At 75.1% G+C, this 21572-nt stretch carries 19 protein-coding genes; 10 read left to right on the top strand and 9 right to left on the bottom strand.

Annotated features, from left to right (window positions below; all coding sequences use genetic code 11):
- The first annotated feature begins 81 nt into the window (after positions 1 to 81).
- Positions 82 to 1524, top strand: a complete 1443-nt coding sequence (purB, locus tag AQJ30_RS00435; protein WP_067227515.1) for an adenylosuccinate lyase — start codon at positions 82 to 84, stop codon at positions 1522 to 1524.
- Positions 1525 to 1554: 30 nt separating this feature from the next.
- Positions 1555 to 2199, top strand: coding sequence for a G/U mismatch-specific DNA glycosylase (gene mug, locus AQJ30_RS00430; protein WP_245726757.1), 645 nt, complete (start codon positions 1555 to 1557; stop codon positions 2197 to 2199).
- On the opposite strand, the gene AQJ30_RS00425 is transcribed toward mug, so the two are convergent.
- On the bottom strand, positions 2177 to 2617 hold the full coding sequence (locus tag AQJ30_RS00425) for a hypothetical protein (protein WP_067227513.1): 441 nt from the start codon (positions 2615 to 2617) through the stop codon (positions 2177 to 2179). The genes mug and AQJ30_RS00425 overlap by 23 nt on opposite strands.
- Positions 2618 to 2773: 156 nt before the next feature.
- On the opposite strand from AQJ30_RS00425, the gene AQJ30_RS00420 reads away from it, so the two are divergent.
- Positions 2774 to 3931, top strand: a complete 1158-nt coding sequence (locus tag AQJ30_RS00420) for an ROK family transcriptional regulator (protein ID WP_079083692.1) — start codon at positions 2774 to 2776, stop codon at positions 3929 to 3931.
- A 177-nt stretch (positions 3932 to 4108) separates the two neighbouring features.
- Here the strand turns inward: AQJ30_RS00420 and AQJ30_RS00415 are convergent, their stop codons facing one another.
- Both AQJ30_RS00415 and AQJ30_RS00410 read right to left on the bottom strand, forming a co-directional pair.
- Positions 4109 to 4870: a GntR family transcriptional regulator gene (locus AQJ30_RS00415; protein WP_067227509.1), complete on the bottom strand. Its 762-nt coding sequence runs from the start codon at positions 4868 to 4870 to the stop codon at positions 4109 to 4111.
- 244 nt (positions 4871 to 5114) lie between these two features.
- On the bottom strand, positions 5115 to 5996 hold the full coding sequence (locus AQJ30_RS00410; RefSeq protein WP_067227508.1) for an RNA polymerase sigma-70 factor: 882 nt from the start codon (positions 5994 to 5996) through the stop codon (positions 5115 to 5117).
- Between the two features lie 209 nt (positions 5997 to 6205).
- On the opposite strand from AQJ30_RS00410, the gene AQJ30_RS00405 reads away from it, so the two are divergent.
- The 4 genes from AQJ30_RS00405 to AQJ30_RS00390 all read left to right on the top strand — a co-directional run bounded on the left by AQJ30_RS00405 (position 6206) and on the right by AQJ30_RS00390 (position 11207).
- Positions 6206 to 6859, top strand: a complete 654-nt coding sequence (locus tag AQJ30_RS00405) for an NADPH-dependent F420 reductase (RefSeq protein ID WP_067227506.1) — start codon at positions 6206 to 6208, stop codon at positions 6857 to 6859.
- Positions 6860 to 7016: 157 nt separating this feature from the next.
- Positions 7017 to 7847: an alpha/beta fold hydrolase gene (locus AQJ30_RS00400; protein ID WP_067227504.1), complete on the top strand. Its 831-nt coding sequence runs from the start codon at positions 7017 to 7019 to the stop codon at positions 7845 to 7847.
- Positions 7848 to 8011: 164 nt separating this feature from the next.
- On the top strand, positions 8012 to 9598 hold the full coding sequence (locus AQJ30_RS00395; RefSeq protein WP_067227502.1) for an alkaline phosphatase D family protein: 1587 nt from the start codon (positions 8012 to 8014) through the stop codon (positions 9596 to 9598).
- A 196-nt stretch (positions 9599 to 9794) separates the two neighbouring features.
- Positions 9795 to 11207, top strand: a complete 1413-nt coding sequence (locus AQJ30_RS00390) for a GNAT family N-acetyltransferase (RefSeq protein WP_211278903.1) — start codon at positions 9795 to 9797, stop codon at positions 11205 to 11207.
- Positions 11208 to 11273: 66 nt separating this feature from the next.
- On the opposite strand, the gene AQJ30_RS00385 is transcribed toward AQJ30_RS00390, so the two are convergent.
- Positions 11274 to 12506: a trans-sulfuration enzyme family protein gene (locus tag AQJ30_RS00385; RefSeq protein WP_067227501.1), complete on the bottom strand. Its 1233-nt coding sequence runs from the start codon at positions 12504 to 12506 to the stop codon at positions 11274 to 11276.
- 60 nt (positions 12507 to 12566) lie between these two features.
- On the opposite strand from AQJ30_RS00385, the gene AQJ30_RS00380 reads away from it, so the two are divergent.
- Positions 12567 to 13061: an Lrp/AsnC family transcriptional regulator gene (locus tag AQJ30_RS00380; RefSeq protein WP_067227499.1), complete on the top strand. Its 495-nt coding sequence runs from the start codon at positions 12567 to 12569 to the stop codon at positions 13059 to 13061.
- Positions 13062 to 13108: 47 nt separating this feature from the next.
- A complete protein-coding gene (locus tag AQJ30_RS00375) occupies positions 13109 to 14803 on the top strand; it encodes a DUF885 domain-containing protein (protein ID WP_067227497.1) in 1695 nt (564 codons plus the stop codon).
- Positions 14804 to 14885: 82 nt separating this feature from the next.
- Here the strand turns inward: AQJ30_RS00375 and AQJ30_RS00370 are convergent, their stop codons facing one another.
- The gene (locus tag AQJ30_RS00370) at positions 14886 to 15377 is read right to left on the bottom strand and encodes a rhodanese-like domain-containing protein (RefSeq protein ID WP_067227495.1); all 492 of its coding nucleotides are present in this window, start codon (positions 15375 to 15377) and stop codon (positions 14886 to 14888) included.
- 158 nt (positions 15378 to 15535) lie between these two features.
- Here AQJ30_RS00370 and AQJ30_RS00365 point away from each other — a divergent pair, with 158 nt between their 5' ends.
- On the top strand, positions 15536 to 15982 hold the full coding sequence (locus tag AQJ30_RS00365) for an Lrp/AsnC family transcriptional regulator (RefSeq protein WP_067227494.1): 447 nt from the start codon (positions 15536 to 15538) through the stop codon (positions 15980 to 15982).
- On the opposite strand, the gene AQJ30_RS00360 is transcribed toward AQJ30_RS00365, so the two are convergent.
- From AQJ30_RS00360 to AQJ30_RS00345, 4 genes are all read right to left on the bottom strand, one after another.
- Complete coding sequence (locus AQJ30_RS00360; protein WP_067227492.1) at positions 15976 to 18966, bottom strand: AAA family ATPase; 2991 nt, start codon at positions 18964 to 18966, stop codon at positions 15976 to 15978. The two genes, AQJ30_RS00365 and AQJ30_RS00360, sit on opposite strands and share 7 nt — an antisense overlap.
- On the bottom strand, positions 18963 to 20126 hold the full coding sequence (locus tag AQJ30_RS00355; protein WP_067227490.1) for an exonuclease SbcCD subunit D: 1164 nt from the start codon (positions 20124 to 20126) through the stop codon (positions 18963 to 18965). Before AQJ30_RS00355 ends, AQJ30_RS00360 begins: the two co-directional genes overlap by 4 nt.
- Positions 20127 to 20256: 130 nt before the next feature.
- A complete protein-coding gene (locus AQJ30_RS00350) occupies positions 20257 to 20883 on the bottom strand; it encodes a YigZ family protein (RefSeq protein WP_067227488.1) in 627 nt (208 codons plus the stop codon).
- 9 nt (positions 20884 to 20892) lie between these two features.
- On the bottom strand, positions 20893 to 21462 hold the full coding sequence (locus AQJ30_RS00345) for a SixA phosphatase family protein (RefSeq protein WP_067227487.1): 570 nt from the start codon (positions 21460 to 21462) through the stop codon (positions 20893 to 20895).
- Positions 21463 to 21572: the final 110 nt, after the last annotated feature.

Raw genomic sequence — 21572 nt, 5'->3', positions numbered from 1 at the left:
CCGCGTGACGCCGGTCTCGTAGGTTCCGCCGAACCCGGCCGTGGCGCTGGCCTGCACGAATCGCCAGTAGAATCCGTACACGTGACTTCTGCGCCCGCCAAGCCCCGCATCCCGAACGTCCTCGCCGGACGTTACGCCTCCACCGAGCTCGCCACGCTCTGGTCGCCCGAGCACAAGGTCAAGCTGGAGCGCCGGCTCTGGCTCGCCGTGCTGCGCGCCCAGAAGGACCTCGGCATCGAGGTGCCGGACGCGGCGATCGCCGACTACGAGCGTGTCCTGGACACCGTCGACCTGGCCTCCGTCGCCGAGCGCGAGAAGGTCACCCGGCACGACGTGAAGGCGCGGATCGAGGAGTTCAACGACCTCGCCGGGCACGAGCAGGTCCACAAGGGCATGACCTCCCGCGACCTGACGGAGAACGTCGAGCAGCTGCAGATCCGGCTCTCCCTGGAACTGGTCCGCGACCGCACCGTGGCCGTCCTCGCCCGGCTCGGCAAGCTGGCCGCCGAGTACGGCGAGCTGGTCATGGCCGGCCGCTCCCACAACGTGGCCGCCCAGGCCACCACCCTCGGCAAGCGCTTCGCGACCGCCGCCGACGAGCTGCTGGTGGCGTACGGCCGCGTCGAGGAGCTGCTCGGCCGCTACCCGCTGCGCGGCATCAAGGGCCCGGTCGGCACCGCCCAGGACATGCTGGACCTGCTCGGCGGGGACGCGGCCAAGCTGGCCGACCTCGAGCGGCGGATCGCCGACCACCTCGGCTTCGGGCAGGCGTTCACCTCGGTCGGACAGGTCTACCCGCGCTCGCTGGACTACGAGGTCGTCACCTCGCTGGTGCAGCTGGCGGCGGCACCGTCCTCGCTGGCGAAGACGATCCGCCTGATGGCGGGGCACGAGCTGGTCACCGAGGGCTTCAAGCCGGGCCAGGTCGGCTCGTCGGCGATGCCGCACAAGATGAACACCCGGTCCTGCGAGCGCGTCAACGGCCTCATGGTGATCCTGCGCGGCTACGCCTCCATGACGGGCGAGCTGGCGGGCGACCAGTGGAACGAGGGCGACGTGTCCTGCTCGGTGGTGCGCCGCGTCGCGCTGCCGGACGCGTTCTTCGCGCTGGACGGCCTGCTGGAGACGTTCCTGACCGTGCTCGACGAGTTCGGCGCCTTCCCGGCCGTGGTGGCCCGCGAGCTGGACCGCTACCTGCCGTTCCTCGCCACCACCAAGGTGCTGATGGCGTCGGTGCGCGCCGGGGTGGGCCGCGAGGAGGCGCACGAGGCGATCAAGGAGAACGCCGTGGCGTGCGCGCTGGCGATGCGCGAGCAGGGCGCCGAGCGCAACGAGCTGCTCGACCGGCTCGCGGCGGACGCGCGCGTCCCGCTGGACCGGCAGGGCCTGGACGCGCTGATGGCCGACAAGCTGTCCTTCACGGGCGCCGCCGCCGACCAGGTCGGCACGGTCGTCGCGCGGATCGACGAGATCGTGAAGCAGCGTCCGGAGGCCGCGGGGTACTCGCCGGGGGCGATCCTCTGATCCACCCCGACCGCTGAACTGGAGGGACCCGTGCCCCGTTTCACTCCGGCGCAACTGCAGGCCGCCCGCGACCGGCTCGTCCCGGACGTGGTCGCACCGGACCTGCGCGTGCTGTTCTGCGGGATCAACCCGGGGCTGATGACGGCCGCGACGGGGCACCACTTCGCGCGGCCGGGCAACCGGTTCTGGCCGGTGCTGCACCTGTCGGGGTTCACCCCGAGGCTGCTGGAGCCGGCCGAGCAGCAGGAGTTGCTGTCGTACGGGCTCGGGATCACCAACGTGGTGGCCCGGGCCTCGGCGCGGGCGGACGAGCTGACGGCGGAGGAGTACCGCGAGGGCGGCCGGCTGCTGGCGGCGAAGGTCGCCCGGCTCAGGCCCCGGTGGCTGGCCGTGGTGGGGGTGACCGCCTACCGCGCGGCCTTCGACGACCGGAAGGCCCAGGTCGGCCCGCAGGAGCGGACGATCGGGGACACGCGCGTGTGGGTGCTGCCCAACCCGAGCGGTCTGAACGCCCACTGGACGGCGGCGACCATGGCGGAGGAGTTCGCCCGGCTGCGGGTGGCGGCGGACCACGACGGGGCCGGCGCGGGCGGTGCGGCCGACGCGGGGAGTGGGGCGGCGGGCGGCGTGGCCGACGAGGCGGCGGCGCGGGTCAGGGCAGCGGAACCTCGGTGACGACCAGCAACAGCCGGATCTCGTCGGAGGGATCGAGGTCGGCGACCCCCGCGGCGGCCCACCGCCCGTCCGCGGACGGCTCCCAGACGCAGGCGTGGGCGACCGCCGTGCCGAACCCGGCCCAGGGCTCGGGTATCTCCCCCTTCCCGGTGCGCAGGCGTATCCCCTGCAGACCGTGCTCGAACGGCTCCCCCCACCGCGCGGCCAGCCCGTCGACCAGGCGCTCGCACTCCGCGCGGAACTCCTCGGCCCGCTCGGCCCGCAGCGCGGGGTCCGCGTCCCGCAGCCCGTGGCTCACCCTTAACTCGGCCGTGAAGTGACCCGGCCCGCCGAACCCCAGCTCCGACCTGCCGTCCCGGTCGGGGAAGTCCCGGGAACGCAGCAGGTCGGCCACGGCGAGGTACGTCTCGATGCCCATGCGATCCAGTAAACCGGCCGCCACTGACAATTGGCGGGGCGTCAGCCGGCCCGCCCCGCACGGCCCGGCGCGGCCTTGCGGCGGGTCCGCGGTCGCCGCGCGCCGTCGCGCCGAGTACGATCCGGCCAACACGCGCACGAGCTGGGAGGACGGACGTTGGGGCGGCTGACCGGCGGGGATCCCTCGCTGTTGCGAAGGATCAATTCCGCGGTGGTGCTGCACGCGATGCGTGCCACGGACTGCGCGACGCTGACGGAGATCACCCGGGTGACCGGCCTGTCCCGACCGACGGTCGAGGGCGTCGTCGAGGACCTCATCGAGGCCGGGCTGGTCATGGAGAAGGCGGCCGAGGAGGGCGCGGCCCGGCGGCAGGGGCGGCCGGCACGGCGGTTCCGGTTCCGCGCGGAGGCCGGTCACCTGCTGGGCCTGGAGATCGGACCGCACCGGGTGGCGGCGCTGCTCTCCGCCCTGGACGGGCGGGTGATGGGCGCTCAGGCCAAGGACGTGGACGAGACCGCGTCGGCCGACGAACGACTGGAGCGGCTGCGCACGGCGGTCGCCGAGCTGCTGCGCCGCGCCGGGGTGCCGCGCAGCTCCCTGCGGGCGGTCGGCGTGGCCACGCCCGGCATCGTCGAGGCGGACGGCACCGTACGGCTGAGCACCGCGCTGCCCGAGTGGACGGGGCTGCGGCTGGGCGAGCGGCTGAGCCGGTCCTTCAAGTGCCCGGTGCTGGTGGAGAACGACGCGAACGCGGCGGCGGTCGCCGAGCACTGGAAGGGCGCCGCGACGGAGTCCGACGACGTCGTCTTCGTGCTCGCGGGGCTGAGCCCCGGGGCCGGTTCCCTCATCGGCGGGCGGCTGCACCGCGGGTACGGCGGGGCGGCCGGGGAGATCGGCGCGCTGCACCTGCTGGGGCGCGGGGACACCCCCGAGACGCTGCTGTCCACGACGGACGAGCCCCTGCACCCGCTCGACGAGCAGGCCGTCGCGGCGGTGTTCGCGAAGGCGCGTGACGGCGATCAGCGGGCCCGCGCCGCCGTCGAGCGGTTCATCCAGCGGCTCGTGCACGACGTGGCGGCACTGGTGCTGGCGCTCGACCCGGAGCTGGTGGTGATCGGCGGCTGGGCGGCGGGGCTCGACGGGGCGCTGGAGCCGTTGCGGCGGGAGCTGGCGCGGTACTGTCTGCGGCCGCCGAAGGTGGCCTTGTCGCTGCTGGGCGAGGCCGCGGTGGCCACGGGGGCGTTGCGGCTGGCGCTGGACCACGTGGAGGAGCAGTTGTTCGCGGTGGAGGGGACGGTGACCGCGCGGCGGTGACGTGGGGTTGGGCGCGGTGGGGTGGGAGCGGCCGGAGTTGGCTGTGGGGGCCGGGTGGGACCGGTTCTGTGCGCGGTTCCCCGCGCCCCTGGGTGGGGATGGCCCGAGCCCGCTGCCACAGCGCCGTGAGGCCCTGTGCCCCGGGTTGGCCGGGGCACAGGCGCTGTTTTCGGTCGGTCAGGACGCCTGGCGTTCCGGGCCGTGGTGGATCTCCACGTCTCCCGTGGCGCCGAAGGTCAGGCGGCAGGTGTCGGCGCGGTACGTGGCGACGGCGAGCGCGGCGGTGCGGCCCCCGGCGACGAAGCGGGTGGTGACGACGAGGACCGGGGCGCCGGGCAGGCGGTCGAGTTCCTTGGCGTCGTCGGCGCGGGCCGAGCCCAGCTCCACGGAGCGGTCCTGGCCCTCCAGCTCGCGCCGCTGGAGCTCGCGCAGCACCGCACGCGCGCGGGCGGCGCCGGACGGGGCGTCGATGGCGCTCAGCTCGGGCACCGAGGACTGCGGGACGTAGAGGAGTTCGGCGGCGACGGTCTGGCCGTGGGTCACGCGCGAGCGGCGCACGACGTGCACGGGCTCGTCCCGTCCGGTCTCCAGCGCCTCGGCCACCGCGGCGGGCGGCGGCGCGAGGTCGCAGTCGACGGGCTGCCAGCCGTCGTCGGCCGTGCCCGGCCAGACCTGGCCGCCGGTGCCGACGGCGACCCCCATGCGCGGCGGCGCCACCGTCGTGCCGACCCCCCGTCGGCGCTGCAGGCGGCCTTCCAGCTCCAGTTGCTCCAGGGCCTGCCGGAGCGTGGCGCGGGCCACACCGAAACGGGCCGCCAGCTCACGCTCGTTGGGCAGGATCTCGCCTACCGCGAACTCCGAGTCGAGTGCTTCGCTGAGCACGGTCTTGAGGTGCCAGTACTTTGGCTCCGGCACCGATTCCAGTTGCGTGGTCCCCACCCTGTCCTCCGCAATCGCCGTGTCCCGGCGGCGTTTTCGCGCCCTTGTTTATTAAAGGTTGTTGCACTTGTCTGCGACCATAAGGCGGCCCCCACCCTTGGTCAAGACCAATCCTGGAACCCTTGGGAAGCCGACGGGTGACCGGCCGGGAAGCGTTCACGGGGCGTTCGTACGGCAGCGTTCCCGTGACACGACGGCAAAGCCCCCGTCGCGTGACGGGGGCCGGGTGCCGGGGCGGGCGCCGCTAGACGGGCAGGGCGCGCAGCTTGTCGGGGTTGCGCACGACGTAGACGGCCTGGATCCGGCCGTCCGCCACCTCCAGCTGGAAGACGCAGTCGGGCCGGTCCCCGGACAGCACCAGCAGGGCTGGGCCGCCGTTGAGCTCCAGGAAGCGGTAGGACACGTCCTCGACGCCCTTGCGCGCGGCGCCGAGCAGGAACCGGCCGACGGCGTCGGCGCTCTCCAGCACCCGCACCGGGGCCTTGGCCTTGCCGCCGCTGTCGCCGACGAGCCGGGCGTCGGGCGCGAGCAGCTCCATCAGCGCGTCCAGGTCGCCGCCGGAGGCCGCGGCGAGGAAGCGCTCGGTCAGTTCGCGGCGCTGGACCGGGTCGACCTCGTAGCGCGGGCGCCGTTCGGCCACGTGCCGGCGGGCGCGGCCGGCCAGCTGGCGCACGGCGGTCTCGCTGCGGTCGAGCATCGCGGCGATGTCAGCGAACGGGAAGCCGAACGCCTCGCGCAGGACGAACACGGCGCGTTCCAGGGGCGACAGCGACTCCAGGACGACCAGCACGGCCAGGGAGACCGTGTCGGCGAGCACCGCGCGCTCGGCGCCGTCCGGGACGGTGTCCCCGAAGTCGGTGGCGTAGGGCTCGGGCAGCCAGGGGCCGACGTAGGCCTCGTTGCGCGACTTGATGCGGGCGAGCCGGTCGATGGCCAGCCGGGTGGTGACGCGGACGAGGTAGGGCCGGGGCTCGCGCACGGTGGAGCGGTCCACGCCGGACCAGCGCAGCCAGGCGTCCTGGACCACGTCCTCGGCGTCGGCCACCCGCCCGAGCATGCGGTAGGCGACTCCCATGAGGAGGGGTCGGTGCTCTTCGAAGACGTCGGTCGCGGTGTCGGATAGCACGGGACCATCCCAACCGACCTGGCCCCGCCGTGTCCAGCCGGTACCCGCCCGGCCGGTGCCCGGGCCCCGGGCCGCCCGTGCCCCGGCCGGGTCACCGCCTCGTCCGTTCCGTCGTGTCCGGGCCACGGGCGCGGGCCAGGCGGCGCAGAATGGCGGGCGTCGATGACGGGCCGCACGCCCCGGGGCGTGGGCGGTGACGGGAGGTGGGCATGCGCTACGCGGTGCTGGGCACGGGCGTGGTCGGTCGGACCCTGGGCACGAAACTGGTCGAGCTGGGGCACGAGGTGACCCTCGGCTCGCGCTCCGCGGACAACCCGGCGGCCCTGGAGTGGGTGCGTGCGGCGGGCGGGGGCGCGGCGGCCGGTACGTTCGCCGAGGCGGCCGCGGCCGGCGAGGTGGTCGTCAACGCCGTGGGCGGCCGGGTCGCGCTCGCCGCGCTGGAGGCGGCCGGCGCGCGGCACCTCGACGGGAAGGTGCTGATCGACGTCTCCAACCCGCTGGCGTTCGAGGACGGGCTGGTGCGGCTGTCGCCGGTCGAGTCGGACAGCGTGGGCGAACAGATCCAGCGGACGTTCCCGGCCGCGCGCGTGGTGAAGACGCTGAACACCGTCAACTGCGACGTGATGGTGCAGCCTTCGCTGGTGCCGGGCGAGCACCAGCTCTTCGTGTGCGGGGAGGACGCGGGCGCCAAGGAGCAGGTGACCGGCCTGCTGGGCGAGTTCGGCTGGCCCGCGGGGCGGGTGGTGGACCTGGGCGGCATCACGGCGTCGCGCGCGGTGGAGATGTACCTGCCGCTGTGGCTGACCCTCATGGGCAAGGTCGGGCACGCGCACTTCAACCTGGAGCTGCGCAGAGGACGGTGAGCGGGGCCCCGGCAGCCCGTCGGTCCGCCGCGCGCGGCGGACCGCACGCCGGGCGGTCCCCCGCGCACGGGAGGGCTACCCGCCGGTAGCAATTGCTGACAAGCTGTCTACGGCGTCCGCCCGGCGCCCCCGGCGATCCCAGACGAGGAGCACCCCCATGTCCGCCACCGTCTCCTTCAAGGTCCCCTCCGCGCACGGCCCGCAGCCGGTCACGGTGTCCTACGCGCGCGTGGGCCGGGGTGAGCCGCTGCTCCTGCTGCACGGCATCGGGCACCACCGGCAGGCCTGGGACCCGGTGGTGGACATCCTGGCCGCCGACCGCGACGTGATCGCCGTGGACCTGCCGGGCTTCGGCGCCTCCCCGGCGCTGCCCGACGGGCTGGCCTACGACCTGCCCACGACGAACACCGTGCTCGGCGCGCTGTGCGAGGCGCTGGAGCTGGACCGTCCGCACGTCGCGGGCAACTCCCTGGGCGGGCTGCTCGCCCTGGAGCTGGGCCGCGCCCGGCTGGTGCGCTCCGTGACCGCCCTGTCCCCGGCGGGGTTCTGGTCACCGGCCGAACGCCGGTACGCGTTCGGCGTCCTGCTCGCCATGCGGCACATCGCGCGACGGCTGCCGCTGCCGGTGGTCGAGCAGTTGTCCCGCACGGCGGCCGGCCGGACCGCGCTGACGAGCACCATCTACGCCCGCCCGGGCCGCCGTTCGCCCGAGGCGGTGGTCGCCGAGACGCTCGCGCTGGCCCGGGCCACCGGGTTCGAGCAGACCCTCCGCTCGGGCGCCGCCGTCCAGTTCGTGGAGGACGTCCCGCAGGTCCCGGTCACGGTGGCCTGGGGCACCCGCGACATGATCCTGGTCCGGCGCCAGGGCGTGCGGGCCAAGCAGATCGTGCCCCGGGCCCGGCTCGTGCGGCTGCCCGGCTGCGGGCACTGCCCGATGAACGACGACCCGGCGCTGGTGGCGCGCGTCATCCTGGACGGGAGCCGCTGAACCGGGGGCTGCGGGAGGGCCGTTCGGGAGGGCAGCGGGTCCCGGTGATGGCTCGCGGGGCCAGTTGTTCACCTGTGGTTTCCGTGCGCGCTGCGGCGTCCGCGTAGTCCTGGCACTGCGCACGGCACCCACGCCGGCCGGATCCCGTCCCTGGAGGTCCCTCCATGTCCGCACGCCCGTCCCCGGGACGCCGCAGCGTCCTGCGCGGCTCGCTGGCCGCGTCCGCGGCCCTCACCCTGCCGGCCGCCGTCGGCGCGGCCCCCGCCCTCGCCCTGTCCGGACGGCCCCGGGCGGACTGGGGCGTGCAGGCCGGTGACATCACCGCCGGCTCCGGGCTCGTGTGGGTCAGGTCCGACCGGCCGGCCCGGATGGTCGTCGAGACGTCGGCCACGGAATCGTTCCGCCGGGTGCACCGGTGGCACGGCCCGCTCCTCGGCCCGGACACCGACTTCACCGGCACCACCCGGCTGCACGGCCTGCCCCCCGGCGAGCAGGTCCACTACCGCGTGGTGCTGGCCGACCCCGACGACCCGCGCCGCACGGGCGAGCCGGTGACCGGCACGTTCCGCACGGTGCCGGCCGGGCGCCGGCGGGGCGTGCGGTTCCTGTGGTCCGGCGACCTGGCCGGACAGGGCTGGGGCATCAACCCGGACATCGGCGGCTACCGCATCTACGACGCGATGGCGAAGCTGGACCCCGACTTCTTCCTGTGCAGCGGCGACAACGTCTACGCCGACGGCCCCATCGCGGCCACCCAGGCGCTGCCCGACGGCCGCACCTACCGCAACCTCACGACCGTGGAGAAGTCCAAGGTCGCCGAGACGCTGGCCGAGTTCCGCGGGAACTTCCGGTACAACCTGCTGGACGACAACCTGCGCCGCTTCAACGCCCGGGTGCCGTCGGTCATCCAGTGGGACGACCACGAGGTCCGCAACAACTGGTACCCGGGCGAGGTCGTCGCGGCCTCCGACACGCGGTACACGGAGAAGAGCGTGGACGTCCTCGCGGCGCGCGCCCGGCGGGCGTTCAGCGAGTACTTCCCCGTCTCCACGCTGCGCCCGGGCGCGACAGAGGGCCGGGTGCACCGGGTCGTGCGCCACGGTCCGCTGCTGGACGTGTTCGTGCTGGACATGCGCACCTACCGCAACGCCAACTCGCCCGACGACCAGACCGTGGACCCGCAGGGCATCCTGGGCCGCGAGCAACTGGAGTGGCTCAAGAAGGAGTTGGCGCGCTCGCGCGCGGTGTGGAAGGTGATCGCCGCCGACATGCCGATCGGGCTGGTGGTACCCGACACGACCGAGGGCCGGCCCCACTACGAGGCCGTCGCCCAGGGCGACCCGGGCGCCCCGCTGGGGCGTGAGCTGCAGATCGCCGAGCTGCTGCGGTTCGTCAAGCACCGCCGGATCACGGGCACGGTGTGGCTCACGGCCGACGTGCACCACACCTCCGCGCAGCACTACCAGCCGTCGCGGGCGGCGTTCACCGACTTCGAGCCGTTCTGGGAGTTCGTCTCCGGACCCCTCAACGCGGGCGCCTTCCCGGCCAGCGCGCTGGACGGCACCTTCGGACCGGAGCGGGTCTTCGTGAAGGCGCCGACCGCGTCCAACGTCTCGCCCGCCGAGGGCTACCAGTTCTTCGGCGAGGTCGACATCGACGGCGACAGCGGCGAGTTGACGGTCCGGCTGCGCGAGCAGGACGGGACGGTGCTGTTCACACAGGTGCTCCAGCCGGGACGCGTCGGCCAGTAGCCCGCTCCCGTACCCTCGGTGACCGTGCCGCGCACCGGTGTCATCCCCCGGTGCGCGGCTCCGTCCGCGGGCCGTCCGCGACCCCCTCGGCGGCAGCACTTCACTTCAACACAAAACAAAACGGACATTGGCGGTCTTTACCACCCGGTCACACACCGTTCGTGATCACGCAACACCGTTCCTTCACAGTGGATGCATGACTCGAGACCTGTCTGGCGTGACACGGGCCCGCAACGGCCGGCCCGTGCACCACTGGCGGCGCGACGCCGTCGAACTCGCCGCCCTGTTCACGGCCGTGGCCGTCGCCGACGTGGTGGCGAACCTGGTCGGCCACGGCCCGGACGGGCCGCTGACCCTCGCGGTGTCGGCGGCCGCGCTGCTCGCCACGGCGGCCTTCCACGTCTGGTGGGCACGCCGCCACGGCCACGCACCGCCGACGAGCGATACCGGTGCCCGGCCGCCCTCCTCGGAGCGGCAGGCCGGGCCGTCCGCCCCGACCGACGACGTGACCGGCACGAGCACGCTGTGGCGGATGCGGACGACGGTGCGGGACGCACCGGGCGCGCTGGCCTCCCTCTGCGCGGCGCTCGCGGCCCACGAGGTCGACATCCTCAGCCTCCAGACGCACCCGCTGGGCGCGGAGACGGTGGACGAGTTCCTGCTGCGCGCCCCCGGCGCCCTGTCCTCCCCCGACCTCACCCGGGCGGTGTCGCGGGCCGGCGGTTCCGACACCTGGATCGAGCGGGCCGACGCCCACGACTTGGTCGACGCCCCGACCCGGGTGCTCGGCCTCGCCACCCGCACCGCCCTGGACGCGGCCGAACTGCCGCTCGCGCTGCGCCAGTTGCTGGGGCGCTGCACCATCCGTTCGCTGCCCGCCAGGATCCACGGCGGGGCGGACCAGGTGCCCGCGGAGGGCGTGCTGGAGGAGACCGTGCTGCGGCTGCAGGCGCCGGAGGGCGGAGTGATCACCGTGGAGCGGCCGTACCTGCCGTTCACCCCGACGGAGTTCGCCCGCGCCCGGGCCCTGGTCGAGCTGGACACCCGGCTCGGCCCGCGGGTCCCGCTCAGCCAGGACGTCCTCACCCTGCCCGAGGGCCGGGACATCACCGTGCGCCGGGCCGACACGAGCGACCTGGAGGCCGCGAAGGCCATGCAGGAGCGCTGCTCGTCGCACACGCTGAGCATGCGGTACCACGGCCCGGTCGGCGACGCCGACCGCTACCTCAACCACCTGCTCAGCCCCCGTTTCGGCCGTACCCTCGCCGTGCAGACCGCCTCGGGCCGCATCGTCGGCCTGGGCCACCTGCTGTGGGACGGCGACGAGACGGAGGTCGCGCTGCTGGTCGAGGACCAGTGGCAGCGGCGGGGCATCGGCGGTGAACTGCTCGGCCGGCTGGTGGCGATGGCTGCCGAGGCGGGCTGCGAGAGCGTGTACGCGGTGACGCAGGCGTCCAACACGGGGATGATCGCGGCGATGCGCGGACTGGGCCTGCCGCTCGACTACCAGGTCGAGGAGGGCACGCTGGTCATCACGGCACGGCTGGACACCTCGCTGGTCGCCACGGGCGCGCCGACGACCCCGACGACGCCGACGCCGCAGCCGTGACCCACGGGTGACGGCGGGGCGGTGACGGAAGGGGTGGGGCACCGTGGTGCCCCACCCCTTCCGGCGTCAGACGCCGCTGCTCGCGGTGCTCCGCGCGCCGCGGCCCGCGCCCCTGCCGTCCTGCGCCGCGACTCCGAGCGCCGCGTCGAGGTCGGCCCACAGGTCCTCGACGTCCTCCAGGCCCACCGACATCCGCAGCAGCCGGTCGCTCACCCCGGCGCCCCTGCGGTCGTCGGCGTCGACGATGCGGTGGCTGATGGACGCCGGGTGCTGGATCAGCGTGTCGACGCTGCCGAGGCTGACCGCCGGGGTGATCAGCCGGACCCCGGCGATGACCTCGTGCGGGTCGCCGTGCACCTCGAAGGCGACCATCGCCCCGCCGATGCGCGGGTAGTGCACCCGGGCCACCCGCGGGTCGGCGGCCAGCCTCCCGGCGAGGTCCGCGGCGGTCGCGGAGGCCGCGCGCACCCGCACCGGCAGCGTGGACAAGCCCCGCAGCAGCAGGTATCCGGCCAGCGGGTGCAGCACGCCCCCGGTGGCGAACCGGACCTGGCGCAGCCGGCCGGCGAACTCCTCGTCGCAGGCGACCACTCCGGCAAGCACGTCCCCGTGCCCGCCCAGGTACTTGGTGGCGCTGTGCAACACCAGCCGCGCGCCCGCGGTCGCCGGGCGCTGCAGCACCGGCGTGGCGAAGGTGTTGTCCACGAGCAGCGGCACGGAGCCGCAGGCATGGGCGACGGCCCGCAGGTCGACCTCGGCGAGCGTCGGGTTGGCGGGCGACTCGACGAGGACCAGCCCGGTGTCGGGACGCAGCGCGTCGGTGATCCCGGCCGGGTCGGTCCAGGTGACCTCGGTACCGAGCAGCCCCGCCGTCAGCAGGTGGTCGCTGCACCCGTACAGCGGGCGCACGGCGACCACGTGCCGCAGCCCCTGCGCGGCACGCACCAGCAGGACGGCGCTGAGCGCGGCCATGCCGCTGGCGAAGGCGACGGCGCTCTCGGTGCCCTCCAGCCGTGCGAGGGCCGTCTCGAAGCGGGCCACGGTCGGGTTGCCGAGGCGGCCGTAGACGGGCGGGCCGTCCGGTTCGGCGCCGGTCGTGGCGAACGCGTCGATGCGCTCGGCCTCACCGCGGCTGTCGTAGGAGGGGTAGGTGGTGGACAGGTCGATCGGCGGGGCGTGCAGTCCCTGGCGGGCCAGGTCGTCCCGGCCGGCGTGCACGGCCTCGGTGGCCAGTGCGCGGGGCGCTCGTGGGGCGGGGCGCCGTACGTCGTCGTACGCGTGCGTGCTCGCTGAGTCCATGGGCGGAAGAGTGAACACCGAGCGGGTTCCGGGGGCCGAATCCCGTGTTACGTTCGGCACATGGCCGAATCCGTCGTACTGGACCCGGTGGATCTCCAGCTGCTGCGGCTCTTGCAGAACGACGCCCGGGCGACCTACCGGGACCTCGCCGCGCAGGTGGGCATCGCGGCGTCGACGTGCCTGGACCGGGTGGCGCGGCTGCGGCGCTCGGGCGTGATCCTCGGGCACCAGCTGCGACTGGATCCGGCCAAACTGGGCCGCGGACTCCAGGCGTTGCTGTCCGTGCAGGTCAGACCGCACCGGCGGGAGCTGGTGGGGCCGTTCGTGGAGCGGGTGCGCGCGCTGCCCGAGGCGCTGACGGTGTTCCACCTGACCGGTCCCGACGACTACCTGGTGCACGTCGCCGTGGCGGACATGGCCGACCTGCAGCGGCTCGTCATCGACGAGTTCACCTCGCGGCGGGAGGTCGCCCGGGTGGAGACCCGGCTGATCTTCCAGCGCTGGGACTGCGGCCCGCTGCTGCCGCCGGGGGCGTCCGGGGCCCCGCCGGCCTGACCGAGGCCCTGCTGACGCGGCACCGGTAACCGTACGAGGATGTCCGCATGTCAGAGACGAAGAGCAGCCCGCTGCCCCGAGAGGTCGCCGACGCCTACGTCGACGAACTCGTCGCCCTCGATCCGGTCACCGGCACCTACCTCGGCGTGGCGGAGTCCGCGCGCCGCCTGCCCGACTTCTCACCGGAGGGCCAGGAGGCGCTCGCCCGGCTGGCGCGCGACACCCTGGCCCGGCTCGACGAGGCGGAGCGGCGGCCCGGCGCGGACAGCGACGTGGAACGCCGGTGCGCCCGGCTGCTGCGCGAGCGGCTCAGCGCCGAACTCGCCGTGCACGAGGCCGAGGAGGGCCTGCGCGCGGTCGGCAACATGTCGACGCCCGCACACCACGTGCGGGCGGTGTTCACCGTGACGCCGACGGCCACCGACGAGGACTGGGCGGCGGTCGCCGAACGGCTGCGCGCGGTCCCGGCGGCCCTCGCGGGCTACCGCGCGTCCCTCGCGCTCGGCCTGGAGCGCAAGCTGTACGGGCCGCCGAGACCGACCGCGACCCTGGTGGCGCAGCTGACCGAGTGGACGGACACGGACGGTTCGGGCCGCGGCTGGTTCGAGGACTTCGTGGCCGGCGGCCCCGAGGCGCTGCGCGCCGAACTGGACGAGGCGGCCCGCGGCGCGACGGCGGCGGTCGCCGGCCTGCGCGACTGGGTGCGCGAGGTGTACGCCCCGGCGGTCGAGGACGCGCCGGACACCGTGGGCCGTGAGCGGTACGCCCGCTGGTCGCGCTACTTCAACGGCACGGACCTGGACCTGGACGAGGCCTACGCCTACGGCTGGTCCGAGTACCACCGGCTGCTCGCCGAGATGGAACAGGAGGCCGCGAAGGTCCTGCCGGGCGCCGCGACCCCGTGGGCGGCGCTCGCGCACCTCGACGAGCACGGCCGGCACATCGAGGGCGTCGACGAGGTCCGCGACTGGCTCCAGGGCCTGATGGACGAGGCGATCGAGAAGCTGGACGGCACGCACTTCGAACTCGCCGAGCGGGTCCGCCGGGTGGAGTCGCGCATCGCTCCGCCGGGCAGCGCCGCGGCGCCGTACTACACGGGTCCGTCGGAGGACTTCTCGCGTCCGGGGCGCACCTGGCTGCCCACCATGGGCGCGACCCGCTTCCCGGTCTACGACCTGGTGTCGACCTGGTACCACGAGGGTGTTCCCGGCCACCACCTGCAGCTGGCGCAGTGGGTGCACGTCGCCCAGGACCTGTCGCGCTACCAGGCCACCGTCGGCATCGTCAGCGCCAACGCCGAGGGCTGGGCGCTGTACGCGGAGCGGCTGATGGACGAACTGGGCTTCCTCACGGACGCGGAGCAGCGGCTCGGGTACCTCGACGCGCAGATGATGCGCGCGCTGCGGGTGATCGTCGACATCGGCATGCACCTGGAGCTGCCGATCCCGGCGGACTCGCCGTTCCACCCGGGCGAGCGGTGGACGCCGGGGCTGGCGGAGGAGTTCTTCGGGGCGCACAGCAGCCGCCCGGCGGACTTTGTGACGAGCGAGCTGACCCGCTACCTGTCCATCCCAGGCCAGGCGATCGGCTACAAGCTGGGCGAACGCGCCTGGCTGCTGGGCCGGGAGAAGGCCCGCGCCCGCCACGGTGACGCCTTCGACCTCAAGGCGTGGCACATGGCGGCCCTGTCCCAGGGCTCCCTGGGCCTGGACGACCTGGTGGACGAACTGGCCCGGTTGTAGGGGCCGTTCGGCCTGCGAGGGTGTCCGGCCCCACGTGAGTGCCGCCGCCCCCGTCCGCGGTCGCGGGCGGGGGCGGCCCCGTTCAGCACCCGCAGTCGTCGGCGCCCACCGGCGCGGTCAGCGGGTCGGCGGGGCGCTGCTCGGGCCCCTGCCAGGTGGCGTAGGCGCAGCCCTCGCGCACCCAGTACTCGAAGCCGCCGAGCATCTCCTTGACGTGGTAGCCGAGTTCGGCCAGGGCGAGGGCGGCACGGGTGGCGCCGTTGCAGCCGGGGCCCCAGCAGTACGTCACCACCGGCACCGACCGGTCGAGCAGTTCCTCCGCCTGCTCGGCGACGAGCGCGGTGGGCAGGTGGACGGCGCCGGGGACGTGGCCCTGCTCCCACGCCTCGGTGGAGCGGGAGTCGAGCAGGACGAAGCCGGGGTCACCGCCGGCGGCGAGGGCGGCGGCCACGTCGGAGACGTCGGCGTGGAAGGCGAGCATCGCCCGGAAGTGGGCGGCGGCCTCGGCGGGCGGGGCCGGGGGCACGCGCAGCACGGGGTGGGCGGGGGCGGGGAGCACGGGCAGGGCGGTCATGGCGTGGTCCTTCGTCGGAGAGCCCGGGATCGGGGTCGGCCGCCGGGACGAGGTGGTGGCCGATGACCGAAAATCTACGGTTCGTGCCCGCGACCAGGAAGGTACGTTCCCCGGCCCGTGGCTTGCTCCACCGTGGATTCCCCTGCTATCCCTGGCGGATGACCGCGTATTCCCCGGACGCCACCGACTGGCGCATCCTCGACGTCCTCCAGCGCGACGGACGGGTCAGCTTCGCCGACCTGGCCCGCGCGGTGTCCATGTCCGCGAGCGCGGTCACCGAGCGGGTGCGGCGGCTGGAGGAGGCCGGCGTCGTCCAGGGGTACGCGGCGGTCGTCGACCCGGAGCGGATCGGCCTGCCCATCCTGGCGTTCGTGCGGCTGCGCTACCCGCACGGCAACTACAAGCCCTTCCACGACCTGGTCGCCGTCACGCCGGAGATCCTGGAGGCGCACCACGTCACGGGGGACGACTGCTTCGTCATCAAGGTCGCCACCCGCTCGATGCGCCACCTGGAGGAGGTGTCCGGGAAGATCGGCGCCCTGGGGTCGGTGACGACCAGCGTCGTCTACTCCTCGCCCCTTCCCCGGCGCGCGCTGGGTCAGTGACCGCGCTGGCGGAGCACCGATCCCGAGCGTCCCTTCACCACCTCCAGCTGGGCGTGCACCCGGCGCCGCAGGTCGGCCACGTGGCTGACGATGCCGACGCTGCGGTCGCGCTCGCGCAGCGCGTCGAGGACGTCGAGCACGTCGTCCAGCGTCTGGTCGTCGAGGCTGCCGAACCCCTCGTCGATGAACAGCGTGTCCAGCCGCACCCCGCCCGCCTCGTCGGTGACCACGTCGGCGAGGCCCAGCGCGAGGGCGAGTGACACGAAGAACGTCTCGCCGCCGGACAGGGTGGCGGTGTCGCGCTCCCGCCCGGTCCAGGCGTCCACCACGTGCAGTCCGAGGCCGCTGCGGCCGCGGCCGGTGCGGTCGTCGGAGTGGACCAGGGTGTAGCGGCCGGCGGACATCCGGTGCAGCCGCGCGGTCGCGGCGGCCGCCACCTGCTCCAGGCGGGCGGCGAGGACGTACGACTCCAGCCGCATCCTCCGCTCGTTGTCGGCGGAGGTGCCGGCGGCGAGCCCGGCCAGGCGGGCCACCCGGTCGTACTCCTCGCGCAGCGGCGCCAGCTGTCGTACGCCGGTCGCTGCGCGCGCGGACAGGCGGTCGAGCTCGGCGCAGCGGCGGGCGGCGGCGTCCTGGGCGGAGGCGGCCCTGCGCAGCCGCTCGGCGGCGGCCCGGGCGGCGTCCTCGGCCGCGGCGAGGTCGACGGGCGGGCGCCGGGCGGCGGTCGCGGTGTCGGCCTCGGCGAGCACGGCCCGTACGGCGGCCTCCTCGGCCTGCCGGGCGTCCAGGCGGCGCTGCAGCTCGCGGTGGGCGGTGTCGTCGAGGAGGGCGTCGGCGGCGGCCTGCGGGGTGTCGAACCCGGCCCGGAAGGCGGCCTCGTCCAGGCGGCCGTCGGCGGCCTTGAGGCGTTCGGCGGCCTCCTCGGCGGCGCGGGCGGCGTCGGCGGCCTCGGTGAGCCGCGCGGCCGTCCGCTCCAGCTGCGCGGCCCGGGCGGCCACGCTGTCCGCGTCGCCGCGGGCCTGGACCAGCTCGGACTCCAGGGCCGTGCGCTCCTCGTCGAGCGCCTCGCGCCGGGAGCCGCGGGACGCGGAGCGCACGGCGGCCTCCTGCCGCAGCGCGGTGCGCCGTTCGCGCTCGTGCTCGGCGCGGCGCAGCTCCTCGCTCGCGGCGTGCAGGTCGGCGGCCGCGTCCCGGGCCCGGGCGTGCCGGGACTCCAGTTCCTCGACGGCGGAGGCGAGCCGATCGGTGGGCTCGTCGCCCGCCTCGGCCTCGGCGGCGGCCAGTGCGCGCTGGACGGTGGACAGGTGCTGCTCGGCCTCGTCGTGCGCGGCCTCGGCCTCCTGGTGGGCGGCGAGCGCGCGCTCCTCGGCCTCGCGGTCGACGTGTCCCGCGTCCTTGCGGGCGGGGGCGGGGTGTTCGGTGGCGCCGCAGACCGCGCAGGGCTCGCCGGCCTGGAGGCGGGCGGCCAGCTCGGCGGCGATGCCGTTGAGCCGGCGCTCCCGCACGCGCAGCCAGTGCTCCTTGGCCTCCAGCACCCGCTCGCGTGCGCGGCGCTCCCGCTCGGCGGTGTCCTCGGTGTCGCGGGCCAGCTGGTCGCGCAGCCGGGCCGCGGACAGCCGCCGCTGCGCGGGCTCGCGCTGGGCGGCGTACTGCTCGGCCCGGGTCGCGGCCTCCTGGGCGACGGCGATGCGGTCCTGGAGGGCGGCCCGGGTCTCCTCCCACCCGGCGAGCCAGGCGTCCGCCTCCTCCACGACCTCCTGGTCGGCCCGCTCCTGCCGCTCCAGGTCGGCGCGCTCGGCGGACAGGCCGGCGAGCCGGCGCTCGGCACGGCGGGCCGCCTCCAGGCCGCCCAGCTCCTCGGCGGCCCGGCGCGCGGCGGCGGCGAGCCCGGCGGCGCCCGCGTCCGCGAACCGCTCGGGCAGCCGGGCCCGCGCGTGGGCCTCCGCCCCGGCGGCGCGGCGGTGTTCGGCGTCGGCGGCCTCGCGCAGCTCCAGCGCCGGTGCCACGGCCTCCGCCTTGCGGGCCCGCCGCATGCGCTCCTGCGCCTCCTCGTGGGCGTCCGCGCGTTCCTGGAGCCGGGCGGCCCGCTCCCGTGCCTCGTCGAACCGCCTCTGCAGTCGGGCCAGTTCCCGGGCCTCGGCCAGTTCGCGTTCGGCGGCGGCCTGGGCGGACTCGGCGGCCAGGCGCCCGCAGTGGGCGACGGTGAGCTGCTCGCGCGCGGTGCTGCGGGCGATCGCGGCGGCGGTCAGCACGGCCTGGGCCAGGCCCGGGTCGCCGGGGGAGAGGTCGGGCAGCTCCATGGCGTGCCCGGCCGCCTGCTGCATGCGGTGCGCGTCCGCGAGGAGGTCGGCGTCGCCCTCACGCACGCGTGCCTCGGTGGTGCGGCGGCGCTCGGCGAGGCGCTTCTCCACCTCGGCGAAGCGCTGGGTGTCGAACAGCCGGCCGAGGAGGCGGCCACGGGCTTCGGCGTCGGCGCGCAGGAACCGCGCGAAGTCGCCCTGGGGCAGCAGGACCACCTGGCAGAACTGCTCGCGGCTCATGCCGAGCAGCTGGGTGACCTCCTCGCCGACCTCCTGGTGGGAGCGGCTGAGGTCCTTCCAGGCGCCGGCCACCGGGTCGTACTCGCGCAGCCAGGTCTGGGCCTTGTCGAGGGTGGTGCCGGTGCCGCGCTTCTTGGGGCGCTCCCAGGGCGGCTGCCGGGTGATCTCCAGCCGGCGTCCGGCGACGGTCAGGTCGAGGGTGACCTCGGTGCGGGTGCCGGGGGCCGCGTGGTCGCTGCGCAGGGCGAGGCCCTGGCCGCTCTGGCGGACGCCGGGCACGGAGCCGTACAGCGCGTAGCACACGGCGTCGAGGACGGAGGTCTTGCCGGCGCCGGTGGGGCCGTGCAGCAGGAAGAGGCCGGCGGCGGACAGCTCGTCGAAGTCGACGCTCTGGGCGGCTCCGAAGGGCCCGAAGGCGGTGAGGTCGAGGCGGTGCAGTCTCACCGGGCCACCTCCCGCACGGCCGCGTCCGCGCGCACGGCGTCGAACGCCTCGCGCAGCACCGCGCGTTCGTCGTCGTCGGGTCCGCTGCCGCGCACGTGGGCGACGAAGTCCTCGGCGACCTGCTGGTCGTCGCGGTCGGCGAGGCGGCTCGCGTAGCTCCCGCCGGGGTCGTCGGGGGCGCGCTCGGGGGCGAAGGCGAGGCTGAGGGTGTGCGGGAAGCGCTCGGTGAGGCGGGCCATGGGGTCGGCGGGGCGCACGGCGTCGGTGAGGGTCGCCTCGATCCACGCGTCCTGGTGGCGGGCGAGGGCGGGGTCGGCGAGCAGGTCCTCCAGCGTCCCGCGCAGCCGGGTCAGCGGGCGCGGCACCGGGCAGTCGACGCGCTCGGCCCCGAGCGAGCCGTCGGCCGCCAGGTCGACCAGCCACATGCTCTTGCGGTGGTCGGCCTCGGAGAAGGAGTACGCGAGCGGGGAGCCGGAGTAGCGCACGCGCTCGGTGAGGGTCTGGCAGCCGTGCAGGTGGCCCAGCGCCACGTAGTCCACGCCGTCGAAGACGCCGGCCGGGACGGACGCCACACCGCCGACGGTGATGTCCCGTTCGCTGTCGCTGGCCTCGCCGCCGGTGACGAAGGCGTGGGCGAGGACGACGGAGCGGGTGCCGGGGGCGCGGGCGGCGAGGTCGGCGCGCACCCGGTCCATGGCGGCCGCGAGCACCGCCTCGTGGCTCGGCCGCTCGACGCCGAACTCGTCCTTGACCAGGGCGGGTTCGAGGTACGGCAGGCCGTAGAAGGCGACGTCGCCGTGGGCGTCGGTGAGCACCACGGGGGTGCCGACCGCGGCGGGGTCGGTGCGCAGGTGGATGCCGGCGCGGTCGATGAGGCCGGCGCCCACGCCGAGGCGGCGGGCGGAGTCGTGGTTGCCGGAGATCATCACCGTGGGCACGCCGAGGTCCGCGAGGCGGTGCAGGGCGTCGTCGAACAGCTCGACCGCGGCGAGCGGCGGGACGGCGCGGTCGTACACGTCTCCCGACACGACCACCGCGTCGACCTCGCGCTCCCGCGCGGTCGCGACGAGGTGACCGATGAACTCGGCCTGGGCCCCGAGCAGGTTCACCCGGTGGAACGCCCGGCCGAGATGCCAGTCGGAAGTGTGCAGCAGCCTCATGATCCCCGAGACTAACGGCCGGGTCTGACACCACGGGCGGTTACTCCCGTTTCGGACCGTCATCAGCGGGTCCCACCGGGCCCGTTGTGCCCGATTCACCCCTTCAGGGCGGTTTGCCAGATCTGTCCGTTCAGGCGTCCCCGTACGCCTCCCCGCCCAGGTCGAACCGGGCCGTCCCGGCGGTCGCGTCGGCGAGCCAGGCGCGGAAGGCGTCCACGTCCGCGTCGGGCAGGCCGATCTCGATCGTCACGGCCTCGCCGTAGCGCACGTCCCGCACGGCGCGGCCGGTGGCGCGCAGGTCGTTCTCCACCTTCCCGGCGCGCTGGTGGTCGACGGTGACGGTGGCCAGCCGGAAGCGCCGGCGGGTGACGGTGCCGAGCGCGTCGACGGCCTCACCGACCGCGCCGCCGTACGCGCGGATGAGACCGCCCGCGCCCAGCTTGACCCCGCCGAAGTAGCGGGTGACGACGGCGACGACGTACCGCATGTCCCGGCGCAGCAGCATCTGCAGCATGGGCACGCCCGCCGTGCCGCCCGGCTCGCCGTCGTCGCTCGCCTTCTGCACGGACGCGTCGGCGCCGATGACGTAGGCCCAGCAGTTGTGGTTGGCGTCGGCGTGCTCCTTGCGGACCGCGGCGACGAAGTCCTGCGCCTCCCGCTCGGTGGCGGCGGGGGCGAGCGCGCACAGGAAGCGCGAGCGGTTCACCTCGGTCTCGTGCACGCCCGCGTGGGCGACCGTGCGGTACTGGTCCTGCATCGGGCCAGCCTATGCGGTGTCCCCGCCCTCCCCCGCCCCGCCCTTCCCGCCGCGCGGCACGGCCGTCCAGGTCAGCAGGGCCGTGCCCGGGGCCAGGGACCGCCAGGTGGGGGCGGGCCGGGTCAGCACGGCGAGGGCCGAGGTGGGGAACTTGGCGCGGATCCTGGGCAGCGTGTCGTCGAGGGCGTCACCGGCGAGGGCGTGGACCAGGTCCTCCAGGCCCGGGTTGTGACCGACCAGCAGCAGCGTCGTCACCTCCGGCGGGGTTTCGTGGACCACCCGCAGCAGCGCCGGGACTCCGGCCGCGTACAGGCGCTCGTCGTACCGGACCGGCGGCGGGCCGTCCCACTGCGCCGAGGCCAGCTCCCACGTCGTGCGGGCCCGCAGCGCGGTGGAGCACAGGGCGAGGTCCGGCAGGCAGCGGGCGTCGGCCAGGGCACGTCCCGCGGCGGGGGCGTCACGCCGTCCCCGGGGGGCGAGCGGCCGCTCGTGGTCGGGCACGCCCTCGGGCCAGGCCGACTTGGCGTGCCGCAGCACCACCAGCCGCCGCAGGGGCCCGTCACTCGGGTCACCGGTCACGTACGGCCACCTCCCTCACGCGTGTCGCCTCCCTCACGCGTGTCGCCTCCCTCAGCATGTCGCGTGCCGCACGCGTGCGTGCCGGGTTCCTCACACGTGTCGCGTCCCTC

Origin of the sequence: Streptomyces longwoodensis (assembly GCF_001514125.1) — a bacterium.
GTDB classification, from domain to species: domain Bacteria; phylum Actinomycetota; class Actinomycetes; order Streptomycetales; family Streptomycetaceae; genus Streptomyces; species Streptomyces longwoodensis.
Note: the sequence above shows the minus strand (reverse complement) of the source record. Positions and strands in the feature narration are given on the sequence as shown.

What these genes read in the sequence shown, in the direction of transcription:
- AQJ30_RS00425 (WP_067227513.1), bottom strand. Translation starts at nt 2,617, where the DNA reads ATGGGCATCGAGACGTACCTCGCCGTGGCCGACCTGCTGCGTTCCCGG.
- AQJ30_RS00405 (WP_067227506.1), top strand. Translation starts at nt 6,206, where the DNA reads ATGCGCTACGCGGTGCTGGGCACGGGCGTGGTCGGTCGGACCCTGGGC.
- AQJ30_RS00400 (WP_067227504.1), top strand. Translation starts at nt 7,017, where the DNA reads ATGTCCGCCACCGTCTCCTTCAAGGTCCCCTCCGCGCACGGCCCGCAG.
- AQJ30_RS00395 (WP_067227502.1), top strand. Translation starts at nt 8,012, where the DNA reads ATGTCCGCACGCCCGTCCCCGGGACGCCGCAGCGTCCTGCGCGGCTCG.
- AQJ30_RS00390 (WP_211278903.1), top strand. Translation starts at nt 9,795, where the DNA reads ATGACTCGAGACCTGTCTGGCGTGACACGGGCCCGCAACGGCCGGCCC.
- AQJ30_RS00385 (WP_067227501.1), bottom strand. Translation starts at nt 12,506, where the DNA reads ATGGACTCAGCGAGCACGCACGCGTACGACGACGTACGGCGCCCCGCC.
- AQJ30_RS00380 (WP_067227499.1), top strand. Translation starts at nt 12,567, where the DNA reads ATGGCCGAATCCGTCGTACTGGACCCGGTGGATCTCCAGCTGCTGCGG.
- AQJ30_RS00375 (WP_067227497.1), top strand. Translation starts at nt 13,109, where the DNA reads ATGTCAGAGACGAAGAGCAGCCCGCTGCCCCGAGAGGTCGCCGACGCC.
- AQJ30_RS00370 (WP_067227495.1), bottom strand. Translation starts at nt 15,377, where the DNA reads ATGACCGCCCTGCCCGTGCTCCCCGCCCCCGCCCACCCCGTGCTGCGC.
- AQJ30_RS00365 (WP_067227494.1), top strand. Translation starts at nt 15,536, where the DNA reads ATGACCGCGTATTCCCCGGACGCCACCGACTGGCGCATCCTCGACGTC.
- AQJ30_RS00355 (WP_067227490.1), bottom strand. Translation starts at nt 20,126, where the DNA reads ATGAGGCTGCTGCACACTTCCGACTGGCATCTCGGCCGGGCGTTCCAC.
- AQJ30_RS00350 (WP_067227488.1), bottom strand. Translation starts at nt 20,883, where the DNA reads ATGCAGGACCAGTACCGCACGGTCGCCCACGCGGGCGTGCACGAGACC.